Raw genomic sequence first — 16,477 nt, forward strand, 5'->3', positions numbered from 1 at the left:
TCATGTAGGAATATGCCTCAGTATACCTCATTGGTTGGTTCAAGCGCCAACCAATTGGTTGGAGACGCAGCCGACATCCTCCTTTACAATGGTGGAAATATTCACTGGAGGTTTGGTTTTATATGATCAGTGTCTTGCTTCATGGCTTCATCCTGGCTTTAGGCCTTATTCTTCCTTTGGGCGTCCAGAACGTGTTTGTATTTAATCAGGGAGCGGTACAATCCCGCTTCGTCAAGGCACTGCCCGCCATAATTACGGCATCGCTCTGTGATACGCTGCTGATCTCATTAGCGGTTCTGGGCGTATCCGTTGTTGTTCTGGAATATGAATGGATCCGAACCGTGCTGTTTACATTGGGGATTTGTTTCCTGGTCTATATGGGAATGGTGACCTGGAAGAGCAAACCTTCGGGTCAAGTGTTGGAAGAGGCTCGTTCGTTTACGCCGAAGAGGCAAATTGTTTTTGCCATGTCCGTATCCTTGTTAAATCCGCATGCTGTCCTGGACACGATGGGGGTCATTGGCACAAGCTCTCTTCAATATTCAGGGATGGATAAAGTGATTTTTGCCGTCGTATGCATCGCAGTTTCATGGCTGTGGTTCTTGGGTCTAGGAATAGCAGGCAGGGCAGCTGGAAGGATGGATGCATCAGGGAAATTGTTGTCTACGTTGAACCGAATATCCGCGTTGATTATGTGGGGAACAGCGGCGTATCTGGGGGTTAGCCTGATTCTATCTTAGCTAGGAACACGATGCATGATTTTTTTATTATAGATGATAAATCCCTTGGCCCACGCTTCTTCCAACCTATATAATGAGCCTAATTCAAAAGGGGATAAGGAGGGGGAGTTATGGAATACAGATTATTAAAGGCGGATCGCAAAATGTTCTCGAAATATTTCGCTACCTATTATAAGAATAATTGGTTTAGACCGAGCTGGGGTGATTTAACCAAGGTTCTATCGGCTTCGGACGACGGTTACTGGGTATTCGCAGGCGAAGATAAAGCGGCTGGGGTTTATTTGTCTGACCATTCTATCGCTCTTGTATTTGGCATCCCCCCATATTCCATTACCACCAAGATGATGGATGCCGTAAAGCGCTATGCCTTAAAATCTTGGAAATTGACAGAGGATCTGCATGCATATAACGTTCTAGCTGAGCAGGAGATCGCTTTTCGTGAAACTGGTTTCGTTCGAGTTGAATCCAGGCAATGCATGATGCGGCCTACCGAGCAGCTGGAAACATCGATGGATCTCAATGATATGCATAGAATACCGTCAATAGATGATATGTCTAAGATTGTAGAGGTGTTTAGGGAAGCCTATGCTAATGGACCGGATGAGCGGGAAGCCCAGGTTTATGCTGAGGACGTAGCACGATATTTTGACGCAGTGGACCCCAAACTGTTGGGAGCATCTTCCGTAGTATATGACCGAATAACGGGAGAAATCGTCGGTGTATGTTTGATCTCTTTATGGGAGGGCTTGCCACTCGTCTATAGTATCGCCGTATTACCCCAACATCGAGGGATGGGGTTGGCAACCGCGATGCTGGATAGGGCGTTAACAGTCCTGGAGCCTGATTATCCGGTTCTGCGTCTTTTTGTAACGACGGGAAATCAGGCGGAGCAGCTGTATAGGAAGAGAGGCTTTCTCTCCGGCGGGGAATATCATCATCTTAGATACACCATCGAGTAAGATGTGATGCGTAGGTGTTTTGGAAGTGCGATAAACGGAAGCTAGTTCCTTTATCCATTCTGAGGAGGTATTCAGTTGAACATTTCGATTGGCTGTTATTCTTTTTATAATACGTTTCTGGAAGGAAAAATGGATGTGTTCGGTTATTTGGAGACGGTGAAGTACCGGTACCGAATGGATACGGTTGATTTGTGGAACGGTTTTTTTATCGATCGGAGCGACAGCGTATACAAGCTTGCTGATAAGAGCAACATCCGCAAGATTAGAGAAGCGCTGGATGAGAAAGAGATGAGGGTGGTCAACTTTGCTGTGGACGGAGCGCAACTATGGGATCCTGACCCGGATCTTCGGCAGAGGCTGTATGAGAATGCGCTGGTTCATTTGGATGCCGCTGAAATCCTGGGGGCTGAAACCGTGCGGATCGACACCGGCGGCAGTTATAAGGGATCGGAGCCGATGACTGATGAACAGTTCGAGTATACGGTTAAACGTTATCGCGAATATGCGGATCGTGCAGCGGATGGCGGTTATACCATTGGTCCGGAAAATCATATGGGCGCGTCGCTGCTTCCACATGAAATGAAACGGCTTGCAGAGGAAGTCCATCATCCGGCTTTTGGTTTTCTGCTTCATCTTGGCAGATGGAAGGCCGATGAGGCTGAAGGGGATGCGATGGTTGCCCCGTGGACGGTACATACTCATTTTGACGCGAAAACAGCGGTCCATCCCGGTGCGGAGGAGAAGGTACGGTGTCTGCTCGCAGGCGGTTACAAGGGCTATTGGGGCGTCGAATACAATGCACCGAACAATCAATATGTGGAGATGGAATGGATGATCGGGGCTGTAAAACGGATCGTGAGTAATGCCAGTCAAGTTGAGTTGGAATGATGGGATCGTACGAGATGGTGGCCTTGTAGTCATTTGCATGGCATTGGAAGTGCGTTTGATTTGTATCTGTATTGCATCGGAAGTACGATTGAATGGCATTTGTATTGCATTGGAAGTACGATTGAATGGCATTTGTATTGCATTGGAAGTACGATTGAATGGCATTTGTATTGCTTCGCATTGTATTTGTTTTGTTAACGGACTGAGCATCCGTTATTTAGTTAAAAAAGACGAAATTAACTAGTTTAGCGGACATGAGGTACGTTATTCCCCGTAAAAGTGTGATTTTCGCCCTATGCTAACTAAAATAACGGATCTGGTGTCCGTTCGATTCGCGAATTGAGCTGGTTTGATGGAAATAACGGATCTGGTGTCCGTTCGATTTGCGAATCGAGCTGGTTCGATGGAAATGAAGGCCCTGATGTCCGTTCGATTCGTGAATTGAGCTGTTTTGATGGAAATAACGGATCTGGTGTCCGCTCGATTTGCGAATCGAGCTGGTTCGATCGAATTAAAGGCTCTCAGATCCGGTTGTGTTATTCCCGATAGTCTTAAGCAGATACAGATACAGATTCTGCTCTGCAGTAACAAGGAGAAGGTAGTCGATAAGCAACACCCAACACGCAGCACTCATTACTCAAGACACTTATCCTTATAGCAGACAAACAAGAGAGCCGTTCCAAGGAACCGGCTCTCTTAATTGTTGTCAGCGGCTTGTAAGAATATTACCTAACCCATCTTCAACCGCTTAACTTAAACTGGCTGTTATATAACTCGTAATAAAAGCCGCGTTTGGCTAGCAGCTCTTCGTGTGTGCCGCGCTCTGTGATACCGCCTTGATTCATGACGAGAATCTGGTCAGCCTCACGGATCGTGCTTAGACGATGAGCGATGACGAAGCTGGTTCGGCCCTTCATCAGGGTGCGCATGGCGGTCTGAATATGCATCTCCGTCCGCGTATCGATGCTGCTGGTAGCTTCGTCCAGAATCAAAATGACCGGATCGGCAAGCACCGCGCGAGCAATCGTCAAGAGCTGCCGCTGGCCTTGGCTCAGGTTGCCTCCGCCCGACACAAGCAGCGTGTCATAGCCTTCGGGCAGCTTCATGATAAAGTCATGCGCATTGGCAAGCTTGGCGGCGGTTTCGATCTCTTCGTCCGAGGCATCAAGCCGGCCGTAGCGGATGTTCTCTCGAATCGATGCCGAGAATACATAGGCATCCTGCAGCACGATTCCCAGCTTGCTTCGCAGATGGTCCTTATCAAGCTGGCGGATGTCGACTCCATCAATGGTGATCTTGCCAGAATCGATCTCATAGAAACGGGTCAGCAGATTGATGATGGTGGTTTTGCCGGCACCTGTCGGACCGACGAGCGCAATCGTATCGCCCGGCCGAGCGGTAAGGGAAACGTCCTTCAGGATCGGGATTCCTTCCTTATAACTGAAGCAGACATGGTCAAATTGCACCTCGCCATACATGTCATCTGCTGTATTCTCGTCTGGATTGTCCTGGTACTCGGACTCGGTATCCATCACCTCAAAGACCCGTTCAGCACCCGCCACAGCAGATTGCACGAGATTGAATTGATTCGCCAGGTCGTTCAGCGGCCGTTGAAACTGCTTCGAGTAGTTCAGAAATGCAACGACAACCCCCACGGTAGTAAAATCCTTGAATGCCATATACCCGCCGACCGCCGCAATTAAGGCAAAACTGATGTTATTCAGCACGTTCATAACCGGACCGACGGTACCCGAATAAATCTGAGCTTGAATGCTGGCATCGGTCAGCTTCTTGTTCATGACATCGAACTGCGCAGCGGCATGCCGCTCCCGGCGATATACCTGAACGACCTTCTGCCCCGAGACGGTTTCCTCGATAAAGCCATTAAGCTCACCCAGCGTGCTTTGCTGCTTGGAGAAATGCTTCCTTGTCCGGCTTGCTACGATCTTCGTGAACAGCATGACAAGCGGAATGGTCACCATACTGAGCAGCGTCAGCCATACGTTCAGGTACAGCATAATGGCAAGCGATCCAACCAGGGACAGCAGGCTTGTAATGAGCTGGGTTACGCTCTGATTCAACGTCCCGGAAACGTTCTCGATATCGTTGGTCGTGCGGCTCATTAATTCGCCGTGGGTCTTGCTGTCAAAGAAACGCAGCGGAAGGACTTGAAGTCTCGCAAAAATATCCCTCCGCATGGCCTGAATAGACAGCTGCGAGACCTTAACCATGACATGCTGCTGCAGCCATGCTGTGAGTGCGGTACCCGCGTAAACCGCTAGAAGCACCGCGCACAGCCCCATGAGTCCCTCAAAATCTCCCGGAATGATATAATGATCCACCGCATTCCCCAGCAGGTAAGGAGCAATCAGGGACAGAATCGTCGTGATGAGCGTGAATGAGAAAACAGCGATCATGCCGCCTTTAAATGGTCGTATGTAACCCCAGATCCGGCGTATCGTTCCCATCGTATTTTTGGGCTTCGCCTTGGCCATCGTCATTCCGCGCATGGGGCTGCCGCCGCGCAAACTCAGATCCGGAGCTTCTGTATTGCCATGCTTGGATCCTTGATCGGGTTTAGCCATGGGAAGACACCTCCTTGCCGAATTGCGATTGATAAATATCCTGGTACAGCTCACAGGAAGCAAGCAGCTCGCTATGCGTACCTTCCGCTACCAATTCTCCATCGTCCAGCACCAGTATGTGATCGGCATCGATTACGGAAGAAATCCGCTGGGCAATCATGAGGCAGGTCCGACCGTTCATCAGCCGGGCCAGCTCTTTCTGAAGCCTGGACTCCGTTCCCATATCGATGGCACTGGTGCTGTCATCCAGAATCAGAATGGCGGGGCGAAGCAGTAATGCCCGTGCAATGGATATCCGCTGCTTCTGACCGCCGGAGAGGTTCACGCCTCTTTGTCCAAGCATCGTATCGTATCCTTCCGGCATGGACGAAATGAATTCATGCGCCTGCGCAGCCTTGGCCGCTGCAATCACTTCTTCATCGGAAGCATCCGCTTTCCCGTAGCGGATATTATCCCGAATGGTGCCTGTGAAGAGGATGGATTCTTGCAGGACGATGCCGATGCGTTCGCGTAACGCCGATAAGTCGAATTGTCGCACATCAGTTCCATCGATGAAGATCCGTCCGGAAGTTACATCATACAGGCGGGGAAGCAGGGATACCAGAGAGGTTTTTCCCGAACCGGTTGCTCCCATAATCGCGACGGTCTGCCCCGGTCGAACCTTGAAACTGACATGATGTAAAACGGGCTTCTGAATCCCCGGTTTATAGGAAAAAGTCACCTGGTCAAATTCGATTTCTCCCTGCTTGTATGCATTTACCGCCGGATGATCAGCGTTTGCAATCTCGGATTCCGTATGCATGACTTCCTGGATACGATCGGCGGAAACCTTGGCCGTAGAGATTCGAACCAGCATCATCGCCACGGAGGAAACGGAGAACAGCACCTGTGTCACATAGTTGATGAAGGCTACCAGGCTTCCCACCTCGAACGAGCCATCAATCGCGTTCTTCCCGCCGAGCCAGAGGACAACCACGATGCTGATGTTCAGTATCATGGTCAAGATGGGCATATTGAGCGCAACGATCCGTTGTGTTTTAACCGAAACTTGCGTGAAGTCGGTATTCGCTTGATGGAATCGATCCTTCTCATACCCTGCTCGCACGAATGCTTTGGATACCCGGATGCCGGCAAAATTCTCCTTCAGGACTGTATTCACTTTATCGAGTTTCTTCTGAACGGTGGCGAATAAGGGTAGGGTAGCCCGGATCAGAAAGAACATCACAACGAACAACAACGGAACGGCAATGGCCAGAATGATGGCGAGCTTCGGGCTAATGATCACTGCCATGATCATGCTTCCAATCGCGAGCAACGGAGAGCGTACGAAGATACGCAGCAGCATCTGGACCATGGTCTGAATCTGGACGATATCGCTTGTAAGCCGTGTGATCAGCGAACCTGTTGAGATATCGTCCAGATTACGGAACGAGAGGGTTTGAACCTTAAGGAACAAATCCCGGCGCAGGTCGGCACCGAAACGCTGCGAGGCAATGGAAGAATAGATCGTACAACCGAGACCTCCAAGCAGCCCGATGGCAGCCGCGCCCAGCATGATGAGACCTGTATGGAGAATGTGCGCAGTATCGTTCTGCATGACGCCTTGATCAATAATGCTGGCCATGAGAATGGGCTGGAGCAAATCCATGGCGACCTCCAGCAGCATAAGCAGCGGCGCAAGCAGGGCCGCAGCCCAGTGGGGACGTAAATAACGAAATAATTTGAGCAAGAATAATGGCACCTTCTTTATTCTTTTTAGTCTAAATACCAAGTTAAGCCATTGGCTTCAATCTTGTCAAAGGGAAACGGGATAGGCGAGAATCATCTCTCTTAAGAAAAACTTTAACTTTTTCCTACTTTTCCTTAAACTCTATTCATTAATCTGGATAGACCAAGCTAGAGGGAGTTGTTGAAGTTGAAAAAAGGTTTAATCATGCTCGTTATATTTCTGTTGGTCGGATGTGAGTCCATTCTGACGGAGACGCCTAACGTGAACGATAGGGTGGACAGTAGAGATGGACAGGAAGTGAAGACGGATTCCGGCACGCAATCGAATCAGACATCCGCTACGCAGACGATCCGTGTAACGGATGAACAAGTGACGCGTGGAAACTTGGTTCTGGTCAATAAGGATCATCCGCTTGATCCGGAAGCGGTGCCGAAGGATATCGTAACATTGTTTGAAAATCAAGATTTAATGTATGGTTATGTGGTTCTGGATAACACGATCCGGTTATCGCGCAGTGTGGCGGAGAATTTCCGTAATATGATTGAAGCCGCCGGAGAAGATGGAGTCAATCGCTTCATGATCAGCAGCGGGTATCGGGATGAAGACGAGCAAGAACAGCTTTATCGTGAAAAAGGTTCCGATTACGCCTTGCCTCCAGGCTACAGCGAGCATAATCTCGGGCTCTCGATGGATATCGGATCGACGCAACAGTCGATTGATCGATCGCCCGAAGGGAAGTGGCTGAAGGAGCATGCATGGGCGCACGGATTCATTCTGCGCTATCCTCAGGACAAGACAGAGATTACAGGCATTCAGTATGAACCGTGGCATTTTCGTTATGTTGGGCAGCCGCACAGCATGATCATGAAGGAACTGAATCTTACCTTGGAGGAATATCTGGATTACCTAAAGGATCAATCCAGCTACAGAACAACCGTAGATGGGAAGGAATACGAAATTAAGTATGTACCCGTGACATCCAAAGACATGGAGATTGAGATACCGGCAGGAAGCGAGTATGAGATATCTGGAAACAATATCGACGGAATCATAGTGACGGTACTGCTAAGCAAGGATGATGCGGAATGAAATTATCGAATAAATGGTTACTATTATTGCCGTATTCATTGTATCTCTACGTCTTACTCAAGGTGATTCTATTCAAGTTCGGTTCCGTAGATATATCGGTTCTGTGGCAGCAGCTGCATCGAGCCACCGAGATCCCGGAATATGCACAGAATCGATTGCAATTTGCCAATTTCACGCCTTTTGAATCCATTCGAATGAATATGAGGCGTCTTTCGAGTCCACATGACGTGATCAATCTCTTTGGGAATATCGCCATATTCATGCCTAATGGCATATTCGTTGGTCTTATGCTTAGGAGCCAGTTCCTCGGGTTCATTGGCTCCTTTACGACATCTCTGGGGTTGAGTCTCGCGCTGGAATGCTCCCAGCTCGTTTTTTCAATGGGAAGTTTTGATGTGGATGATTTAATCCTGAATACAGCCGGCGGTGTGCTTGGATACGGCGTGTTTCTCATGTTGAAGCTAATCTTTTCAGGAACAACGCTTCCTATTGACGAGAGACGAGAAAGAACGGGTAAGCCTTTAACTGGGAACGAACGAGTAAGGAACTGAAGTGAATTGGATAGAAGGGGATTGGATAGAAGGGGATTGAAAAGGCACAGCTACAAAGCATGACCAATACCCGGTTTAATACCGGGTATTGGTCTCCTCAACATATTCTTAACATTTGTATTCGTTTGACAAGGATATAACCTGAGAGACTTTTATTTATAGCTTGGCCGAACCGGCCTGCGGACCTGATGACACACTGCGAAGCCAGCTTCTCCGCCATTTCAGCTGCATCACGACTGTAAGGGTCAGCGAAGCGGCAGCTATGAAACTTAAAATAATGAAGCCCGCTGTGTATGAGCCTGTCGCCTGGTATAATCGGCCGAGAATAAGCGGCAGAGCATAACCTCCAAGCCCTCCGGCGGCTCCGACAATACCGGTAACCAGGCCGATCTCGCCGCCAAACCGCTGAGGGACGAGCTGAAATACCGAACCGTTTCCCGCACCCAGGCACATCATGCCAATAAACAGCAGCGTGACAACAAGCCAAAGGGGAGGCATGAAGGAGAGGCCGATGAGCATGATGGACGCCCCGGTATAGAGAAACATGAGCATCCGTGAGCCCCCGATTCGATCGGCCAGAAAGCCGCCCACAGGGCGGAAGAAGCTCCCTGCTATGACGCAGATCGTGGTAATGTCGGCGGCCTGGACCGCGGAGAGACCATACTGGGTGTTGAAGAAGATCGTCAAATAGTTAGCAAGTCCCACAAAGCCGCCGAACGTCACGCAGTACAGGGCACAGAATACCCAGGCATCACGCTGCTTAAGGACATTTGCATATTCGGACCATCTTTTGGGAGCGGGACGATTCGGACTATTGCGTGCAAACAGCGAGAAGTAAATGAAGACCAGCACGATGGGGATAATGGCGAGTCCGAATACTATCTCCCAGCTTCCGAAATGTTGGGCAAGCCGATTGGCGAAGAGGGTTGCGAGGACCGTGCCGCTGTTACCGGCACCGGCAATTCCCATCGCCAAACCTTGATGTTCCTTGGGATACCACTGTCCCGCCAGTGGCAGAGCTGCAGCGAACGAAGCTCCAGCCACCCCTAGCAGAATAGCGACAACATACAATTGATCCAGGGAATCTACCCACAACCAGCCTAATAATAAAGGGATCAGCGTAACGACCATTCCAATCTGAGCCGTTAATTTAGGACCTAGGCGATCCGCCAGGAATCCTAATACGAGTCGGAGTATGGAGCCGCCCAGAACGGGAAGCGCCACAAGATTTGCCTTTTGCACCGGGTCCATCGGATAATCCGCGGCAATGACCACCGCAAGGGGGCCAAGCATGCCCCATATCATAAAGCTGATGTCAAAATACAGAAAAGCACCGAACAGCGAGGGCTTATGCCCGCTTTGCCAAAATCCTTTCCTCTCCATCGTTATCGCTCCTTATCCAAAATGTGTACTTTCTCTATTCGTGTCGACTCCCAGCTGCAGGCATAAAAAGACCGCAATCGCCCTTTGCCAAGACGATTTGCGGCCTCATTGCCCAAAGACTAAAGACACATCATTGTGTCCCCGTCCGTAAAATAACATATGATTATGATGATTCACATTATAGAGAAGTGGTCAACTGAATGTCAATATACTTTACATAATTTCGCTTGATATTTATTTATTCAGCAATATAATGAATTTGGTGTTATGTATATTGACATTTTTTTGTGCATCAACTAATCTGAATGTATGGTTATTATTGAAAATCGGCACAAAGGTGTGCCGAATTAGAGGCAATGACGCCCTTTCCCTCATTATGGGAAAGGGCGTTTTCTATTTTCTTACATGAAGATGACATGGCGGGAGTGGAGGTGTTTCATGAGGAGAAAGAAGCTACTTGTCGTTGGCAATGGGATGGCGGGAATACGATGTGTTGAGGAAATCCTCAAGCTGGATCCGGAGCTCTTCGATATTACGATATTCGGTGCCGAACCTCGCCCTAACTACAATCGAATCCTCCTATCCAAAGTGCTTCAAGGTGAACATTCTCTCCAGGATATCATTCTGAACGATTGGTCCTGGTATGAGCTGCATGGCATTCGGCTGTTGGCAGGGGAGACCGTTTGTCATATCGATATCAAATCCCGCGCTGTCGAGACAGTCTCCGGTATACGGGAAACGTATGATGCGTTAATTCTGGCAACAGGCTCATCTCCCTACATTCCGCCTATAACCGGAGCGGATAAGGAAGGCGTCATTTCGTTTCGGACTGTGGACGACTGTACGAAAATGACCGAAATGTCCAAGATGTACACGAAGGCGGCAGTCATTGGCGGAGGCTTACTGGGATTGGAGGCTGCCCGCGGGCTTCTCCATCTCGGGATGGATACCCAAGTGGTTCATAATGCTCCTTATATCATGAACCGGCAGCTGGATCGAACGGCTTCGATGATGCTGCAGCGGGAACTTGAAGCTCAAGGGATGCAATTTAACTTGGCGAAGGACACCACGCGAATTGTTGGCCGCACGAGAGCGCAGGGTCTTCGGTTTATGGACGGGACGCGTCTAGATGCGGATGTAGTCGTTCTCGCTGTTGGGATCAAGCCCAATGTGGAGCTTGCCCAAAGAAGCGGCATTCGAACGCAGCGGGCGATTCTGGTGGATGACTTCATGAGAACGAGCGAGCCGAACATTTATGCCGTGGGAGAGTGCGCGGAACACCGAGGCGTAAGTTATGGTCTGGTCGCTCCTCTGTATGAGCAGGGGAAGGTGCTGGCCCGTGTCATCTGCGGCCGGGAGGCGGAGCCATATGGCGGGTCGATTCCCTACTCCCAGCTTAAAGTATCGGGCGTGGATGTATTCTCCGCCGGAGTGATATCAGGGGAAGGTGCTGAAACGGCCATTCAGCACTACGATGCCGTATGCGGCACATACAAAAAAGTGACCATGCGTAATGGCAGGGTTACGGGTGCTGTTCTGTTCGGAAATACGAATGAGGGGTCCTCGCTCCTGACATTGGTGCAGCAGGGTGCGGCTGTGTCAGAGCTTATACCTTCTGAAAGCAGCGGCCTCAGCGCAGCCGAATCCGCTGCAGAGGCGCTCCCGGAACATGAAACGGTTTGCGCTTGCAACGGCGTCAGCAAAGCGGCGATCATGGCGGCTATTACCGAACATCATCTGGAAAGCTCGGATGAAGTGAAGGAGCATACCAGGGCATCCGGTTCCTGCGGCGGCTGCCGGCCTATGGTGGACGCTCTTGTCAAATATATGCGAAGCGGCAAGAGGAAAGAGGGTTTGCATACGGAAGCCAGAACGCCAATCGAGGTTCCTGTATGTGAATGCACGGTGCTTGGTCCATCTTCATTGAAGCAAGCGGTGGTTCATGCCGTGTCTCAAGGCTGTCATTCCGTTCAGGATTTTATGTTACGTCAAGGTTGGAAGAAACCGGACGGTTGTGAGGTGTGCTGTCCAGCCTTACGATTTTATTTTGACATTGAAATGACGGGTGCAGTTCACCATGATGAGCGTAGCCAACCAATTAAAGCAAGTGCCGACGACGTTTTTTATAAGGGCTCAAGGTCCTATCAGGGGGTCAATGTATGGGTGGGAGACACGGAAGGATCGAAGCCAGAGGCGGCAAGCATTCGTAAAATTGGGGAATGGCTTCGAACCGGCTGGCGAGAGGTGTCCCTTCCTTCCCCGGTGAGTGCAGGGGTGTCTGATTGCACAGCGTCGTCCGTCAGCATCCTGGTTCAGGGGATCGGAATTTCCGTTTCTCCCGCGGGCTGGGAGGTTTATCTCGGCGGACATGCGGCGCATCCTGTCCGTGAAGGGCAGTTGATCGGTGTTGCGGAGAGTGAGGAAGATGTCGTCCAGCTCGCAGCTGCTAGCTTGCAGTGGTACCGTCAGAACAGCATGTATGAGGAACCGCTGTGGAGGTGGGTGGAACGTACAGGCGTGACGGCGATCCGGGAGAATGTTCTTGACGATGATCTGCAAAGAGAACTTGCAGAACAGCTGTCTCGCTATGCATGGGAGGCGCAGGTCCGTTAAAGCAGAAGAATAATAGAAAGAGGTGGTCTCGTTATGCTTCAATCGGATCGTGCTGAAGCGACAGAAGCTGCTGCCGTGATCGAGACGCAATGTCCGTTCTGCAGTGTGCAGTGCAAGATGACGGTAACCGAGGGTGGGAACGGCATTCCGGGTCAGCGCCGGGCCGAATATAAGGTGGAAGGGGTACCGAACGCCGCATCGGAGGGCAGGGTATGCGTCAAAGGCATGCATGCGCATCAGCATGCAGTCCATTCGCAGCGTCTGACAAACCCGTTCATCCGTTCAAATGGTGAACTCGTCCCATGTTCGTGGGATGAAGCATTTGCTGTGGCCAGTCAGCATTTACAGGGGATATCAGAGCAGCATGGCCCTGATGCCAATGCCGTTTACGGCGGTGGATCGTTGACCAACGAAACGGCATATTTGCTCGGGAAATTTGCCCGGGTGGCACTGGGAACCCGCCATATCGATTATAACGGCCGCTTCTGTATGTCTGCCGCTGCTTCTGCAGGGAGCAAAACCTTCGGGATTGACCGGGGGTTGACCTTCAGATTGGCTGATATTCCTCTGGCCCGCTGCATCGTGCTGGCCGGCACCAATATAGCGGAATGTCAGCCAACACTGCTGCCTTACTTCAACCGGGCTAAGGAGAATGGGGCGAGGATCATTGTCATCGACCCGCGGAAAACAGCCACCGCCGCCATGGCCGATATGCATTTGCCGATCAGACCGGGAACGGATACCGTACTGGCGGATGTGATGCTTAAGATCATTATGGATGAAGGCTTTATCGATGAGTCCTTTATTCAAGCAAGGACGAACGGTTACGACGAGTTGAGCGTTTATTTGAACAGCCTCGATCTCTCGCAGGCTGCCGATATATGCGGATTGGAGCTGGGGCAAATCCGGGAGGCCGCTTTAGCCTTTGGCGAGGCGGATACTGGCATGGTGCTGACTGCGCGAGGGGTGGAGCAGCAGACGGATGGCCATCTTGCGGTTCGCCATTTTCTAAACCTGGTCTTGGCTACGGGTAAAATCGGGAGAGAGGGCTGCGGATACGGAGCCATCACCGGTCAGGGGAATGGACAAGGGGGAAGGGAGCATGGGCAGAAGGCCGATCAGCTGCCGGGTTACAGGTCGATCGAGAATGAAAAGGATCGGGCTTACGTTGCCTCCGTGTGGGGTGTGGAAGCTGCAAGCCTCCCCGGGAAAGGCGTCTCTGCCTATGAGATGATGGAGCTGATTCATCAGGGAGTGATTAAATCGCTCTTCGTGATGGGCTCCAATCCCATCGTATCGAATCCGAACGCCGGGCTTGTGGAGGAAGGTTTGAACAAACTTGATTTTCTGATGGTTGCCGACATGTTTATGTCCGAAACGGCCCAATTGGCCGATCTCGTTCTGCCCGTAACCTCCTACATGGAAAATGAAGGGACACTGACGAACCTGGAGGGACGCGTGCTTCTGAGAGAAGCAGGGCGTCAGGCGCCTGGCGAGGCGCGTCATGACTGGAGGATTCTGTGCTCCATAGCAGACATGCTGGGGAAGGGGCAATATTTTCGCTTCAACGAGCCTGAAGAGGTCTTTAATGAGCTGAGGCTAGCGAGCAAGGGTGGAATTGCAGACTACTACGGTATAACCTATGACCGACTGCGCCGGGAGAAGGGAGTCTATTGGCCGTGCCCCTCGCCTGAAGAAGCTGGGGCGGGCCTTCTGTTTCAACAATCGTTTGCCCATCCGGACGGAAAGGCCGTGTTCTCTATAATGGAAGGGACTCCTTGGAAAGGGGTAACTGAGGAGTATTCGCTCATTCTGACCAATGGACGTGTTCTGTCCCACTATCTGACAGGGGTGCAGACCAGAAGGAGTCCTTCTTTGCTTGCGCGTGAGCTGGAAAATTTCGTGGAGATCCATCCGATTACCGCACAGCGTTACCGAATTCGGGACGGAGAGTGGGTAGAAGTTCAATCGGAGCATGGATATTTTACCGTGCGTGCCAGAATCAAAGACCAGATTCGAGAAGACACCCTGTTCGTGCCTATGCATTGGGGCGGCGTGCAGAATGTCAATCACGCGACCCGGCCGGAACTGGACCCGTTCTGTAAAATGCCCGGTTTTAAGACATCCGCTGTCCGGATTCGGCCCCTGCATCAGAAAGTTTATAGGGAGAACGATTCGTACACGGAGCGTTAATAGGTTCCGGTCAAGGAATCGACGACAGAAAAAGGAGCATCCCCCAGATCAAAGGATCTATTGGGATACTCCTTTCTTTTCATTTATACGAGCTGATCTTGGGGGCTTTCGCCCACTAAATCTAGGTTATTGACGCATTTATATCAATCCTCCTATAAAGGCACAAGAATGAAAGACGGCTCTGCATATGATGTCTACATGATGAATAGGGAAGCGAGGTGATCCTAGTATGTCATCGAAACGCGCCAGGAAGTCCAGAGCCGCTTCGAAGTCGAGACCTCCCCAGCATTGGGTAGGTCAACCAGTCGTGGTCGTTCTGAAGGATGGCAGCTACTATATCGGAGAACTGAATCAGATTCAAGGCCGGGAAGTGACGCTGTCTGGACTTCGTGCTAACCAAAAAATGCCGGCTTCGATTGCACGGAGCGGGGATAAAGCGCAGATTTCCGGATTTTTAAGCGATTTGTTTGGAGGTCCTCCAAGCGCTCCGGCAGTCGAAGGGGCTGAGGAGAGAGAAGGAGTTGCGGCTGTAGGCGGTTTAGGCTTTTTGGGACAAATCATCCCTCATATTAAACTAGGCATGAATGTAATAAAAACCATTATGCCGTTAATGGGAATGTTAAAAATATAACGTTGCTGCAGCGTATGGCAAATCACGATACGAAGAAAAAAAGAAGCTTGAAGGTTTTTTCAAGCTTCTTTTTTGTATGAGATATGATTCCGCCATAACCATCGAACCATTATATGGCCATGGCACGCTGAATAATTGATTTGGCTTCCAGCGCAATGGTGTCATCCTTTTCGTCGATGGCCTGGATGAATATTAACATAGGGATATAGACGGCGATCATTCGTGCCAGAATCTTCGTTTCTTCGTCCACTTCGCCATAGATATCATAGAAATCCGCTCTGGAGGCCGGCGGCAGGTAGCTGTAAACGATACTCAGGTCACAGGCAGGATGGCCAATATTGACGTCGCCCCAATCAATAATCCCCGAAAGCTTGCCGTCATCATCGACTAACATGTTTTTAAAATGGAGATCCCCGTGGATTAGCACATGTTGATGCCTCGCCTGATCCAAATGGATGCCCCGCAAATAGTCCTCGATCTCATGTAACTCCTCTTGCGTTATATATTGGGTAAGATTGGAGAGGAAATTCAGCATTTTGGCTTTGCGGCCGGCGATATCGGTCAGTTTACGCTGGTCAGACAATACACCCGCTTGCTGCGCTATTTCCACGGGAAAAGCATGCAGGCGCTTCAGGAAGCGGGCGAGCGTTTCCGCTGATTGCATCCGCGCTTCTTCTGAAATTCCAATCGGGAATGTACCGGGAAGATAGGTATATCCCAGAAAAGGTGCAGGATAATCTTCACTTTCTTTTCCGAAGAAGAGGGGTTTCGCATAAGGTACCGTTATGTAATGTTCAAGCTTGGGCAGGATTTTTGCTTCGGCATTTAGTAAAGATATGGCTATCTTTCTACGAGGAAAGCGAAACACATACTCATCGCCAACGCGATAAACGGTGTTGTCCCATCCGTTGCCAATTTCCTGGACCTTGAGGGTGGACAATTGGGGGAATTGACGAGTAAGCAATAACCGGACTAACGGCTCGGTCACTTCCCATTCGGCATCCCATAGATTTCGTCCCATGAGGACCTTCACCTCCATAATGAATTTCTCGTATGATGAATCGGATGTTATCAAGTTTAACGGAAGCGCTCGTACAGGGCAATTGAAAGGATAAC

Annotated in this window: 13 protein-coding genes; 9 read left to right on the forward strand and 4 right to left on the reverse strand. The window is 50.3% G+C overall.

The window, feature by feature from the left end; all coding sequences use genetic code 11:
* The first annotated feature begins 122 nt into the window (after positions 1-122).
* The 4 genes from MKX98_RS13255 (at position 123) to MKX98_RS13270 (ending at position 2,831) form a co-directional block, all read left to right on the forward strand.
* Entirely contained in the window at positions 123-740 is a 618-nt protein-coding gene (locus tag MKX98_RS13255; RefSeq protein ID WP_194542153.1) for a LysE/ArgO family amino acid transporter, read from the forward strand.
* 110 nt (positions 741-850) lie between these two features.
* Positions 851-1,699 carry a GNAT family N-acetyltransferase gene (locus MKX98_RS13260; protein ID WP_339223360.1) on the forward strand — a complete coding sequence of 283 codons (849 nt, stop codon included), beginning with the start codon at positions 851-853 and terminating at the stop codon, positions 1,697-1,699.
* Between the two features lie 75 nt (positions 1,700-1,774).
* Complete coding sequence (locus MKX98_RS13265; protein WP_339223362.1) at positions 1,775-2,587, forward strand: TIM barrel protein; 813 nt, start codon at positions 1,775-1,777, stop codon at positions 2,585-2,587.
* Between the two features lie 37 nt (positions 2,588-2,624).
* A complete protein-coding gene (locus MKX98_RS13270) occupies positions 2,625-2,831 on the forward strand; it encodes a hypothetical protein (protein WP_339223364.1) in 207 nt (68 codons plus the stop codon).
* Between the two features lie 496 nt (positions 2,832-3,327).
* Here the strand turns inward: MKX98_RS13270 and MKX98_RS13275 are convergent, their stop codons facing one another.
* A complete protein-coding gene (locus MKX98_RS13275; protein WP_339223365.1) occupies positions 3,328-5,172 on the reverse strand; it encodes an ABC transporter ATP-binding protein in 1,845 nt (614 codons plus the stop codon).
* Entirely contained in the window at positions 5,165-6,901 is a 1,737-nt protein-coding gene (locus tag MKX98_RS13280) for an ABC transporter ATP-binding protein (RefSeq protein WP_339223367.1), read from the reverse strand. The genes MKX98_RS13275 and MKX98_RS13280 overlap by 8 nt, the downstream gene beginning before the upstream one ends.
* Before the next feature lie 186 nt (positions 6,902-7,087).
* On the opposite strand from MKX98_RS13280, the gene MKX98_RS13285 reads away from it, so the two are divergent.
* Together MKX98_RS13285 and MKX98_RS13290 are read left to right on the forward strand one after the other, a co-directional pair.
* Positions 7,088-7,990, forward strand: a complete 903-nt coding sequence (locus MKX98_RS13285; RefSeq protein WP_339223370.1) for a M15 family metallopeptidase — start codon at positions 7,088-7,090, stop codon at positions 7,988-7,990.
* Positions 7,987-8,541: a VanZ family protein gene (locus MKX98_RS13290; RefSeq protein WP_339223372.1), complete on the forward strand. Its 555-nt coding sequence runs from the start codon at positions 7,987-7,989 to the stop codon at positions 8,539-8,541. The genes MKX98_RS13285 and MKX98_RS13290 overlap by 4 nt, the downstream gene beginning before the upstream one ends.
* A gap of 156 nt (positions 8,542-8,697) precedes the next feature.
* Here MKX98_RS13290 and MKX98_RS13295 read toward each other — a convergent pair whose 3' ends face one another.
* Entirely contained in the window at positions 8,698-9,924 is a 1,227-nt protein-coding gene (locus MKX98_RS13295; protein ID WP_339223374.1) for a nitrate/nitrite transporter, read from the reverse strand.
* Between the two features lie 438 nt (positions 9,925-10,362).
* On the opposite strand from MKX98_RS13295, the gene nirB reads away from it, so the two are divergent.
* The 3 genes from nirB to MKX98_RS13310 all read left to right on the forward strand — a co-directional run bounded on the left by nirB (position 10,363) and on the right by MKX98_RS13310 (position 15,361).
* Positions 10,363-12,537, forward strand: coding sequence for a nitrite reductase large subunit NirB (gene nirB / locus MKX98_RS13300; RefSeq protein ID WP_339223376.1), 2,175 nt, complete (start codon positions 10,363-10,365; stop codon positions 12,535-12,537).
* Between the two features lie 33 nt (positions 12,538-12,570).
* Positions 12,571-14,730: a nitrate reductase gene (locus MKX98_RS13305; RefSeq protein ID WP_194542163.1), complete on the forward strand. Its 2,160-nt coding sequence runs from the start codon at positions 12,571-12,573 to the stop codon at positions 14,728-14,730.
* A gap of 229 nt (positions 14,731-14,959) precedes the next feature.
* Positions 14,960-15,361, forward strand: coding sequence for a hypothetical protein (locus MKX98_RS13310; protein WP_194542164.1), 402 nt, complete (start codon positions 14,960-14,962; stop codon positions 15,359-15,361).
* Between the two features lie 109 nt (positions 15,362-15,470).
* Here the strand turns inward: MKX98_RS13310 and MKX98_RS13315 are convergent, their stop codons facing one another.
* Entirely contained in the window at positions 15,471-16,382 is a 912-nt protein-coding gene (locus tag MKX98_RS13315) for an aminoglycoside phosphotransferase family protein (protein WP_339223378.1), read from the reverse strand.
* Between the last annotated feature and the right edge of the window lie 95 nt (positions 16,383-16,477).

This window comes from Paenibacillus sp. FSL W7-1332 (assembly GCF_037969785.1).
GTDB lineage: Bacteria > Bacillota > Bacilli > Paenibacillales > Paenibacillaceae > Paenibacillus_AQ.

What these genes read in the sequence shown, in the direction of transcription:
- MKX98_RS13255 (WP_194542153.1), top strand. Translation starts at nt 123, where the DNA reads ATGATCAGTGTCTTGCTTCATGGCTTCATCCTGGCTTTAGGCCTTATT.
- MKX98_RS13275 (WP_339223365.1), bottom strand. Translation starts at nt 5,172, where the DNA reads ATGGCTAAACCCGATCAAGGATCCAAGCATGGCAATACAGAAGCTCCG.
- MKX98_RS13290 (WP_339223372.1), top strand. Translation starts at nt 7,987, where the DNA reads ATGAAATTATCGAATAAATGGTTACTATTATTGCCGTATTCATTGTAT.
- MKX98_RS13260 (WP_339223360.1), top strand. Translation starts at nt 851, where the DNA reads ATGGAATACAGATTATTAAAGGCGGATCGCAAAATGTTCTCGAAATAT.
- MKX98_RS13315 (WP_339223378.1), bottom strand. Translation starts at nt 16,382, where the DNA reads ATGGGACGAAATCTATGGGATGCCGAATGGGAAGTGACCGAGCCGTTA.
- MKX98_RS13270 (WP_339223364.1), top strand. Translation starts at nt 2,625, where the DNA reads ATGGCATTGGAAGTGCGTTTGATTTGTATCTGTATTGCATCGGAAGTA.
- nirB (WP_339223376.1), top strand. Translation starts at nt 10,363, where the DNA reads ATGAGGAGAAAGAAGCTACTTGTCGTTGGCAATGGGATGGCGGGAATA.
- MKX98_RS13310 (WP_194542164.1), top strand. Translation starts at nt 14,960, where the DNA reads ATGTCATCGAAACGCGCCAGGAAGTCCAGAGCCGCTTCGAAGTCGAGA.
- MKX98_RS13305 (WP_194542163.1), top strand. Translation starts at nt 12,571, where the DNA reads ATGCTTCAATCGGATCGTGCTGAAGCGACAGAAGCTGCTGCCGTGATC.
- MKX98_RS13295 (WP_339223374.1), bottom strand. Translation starts at nt 9,924, where the DNA reads ATGGAGAGGAAAGGATTTTGGCAAAGCGGGCATAAGCCCTCGCTGTTC.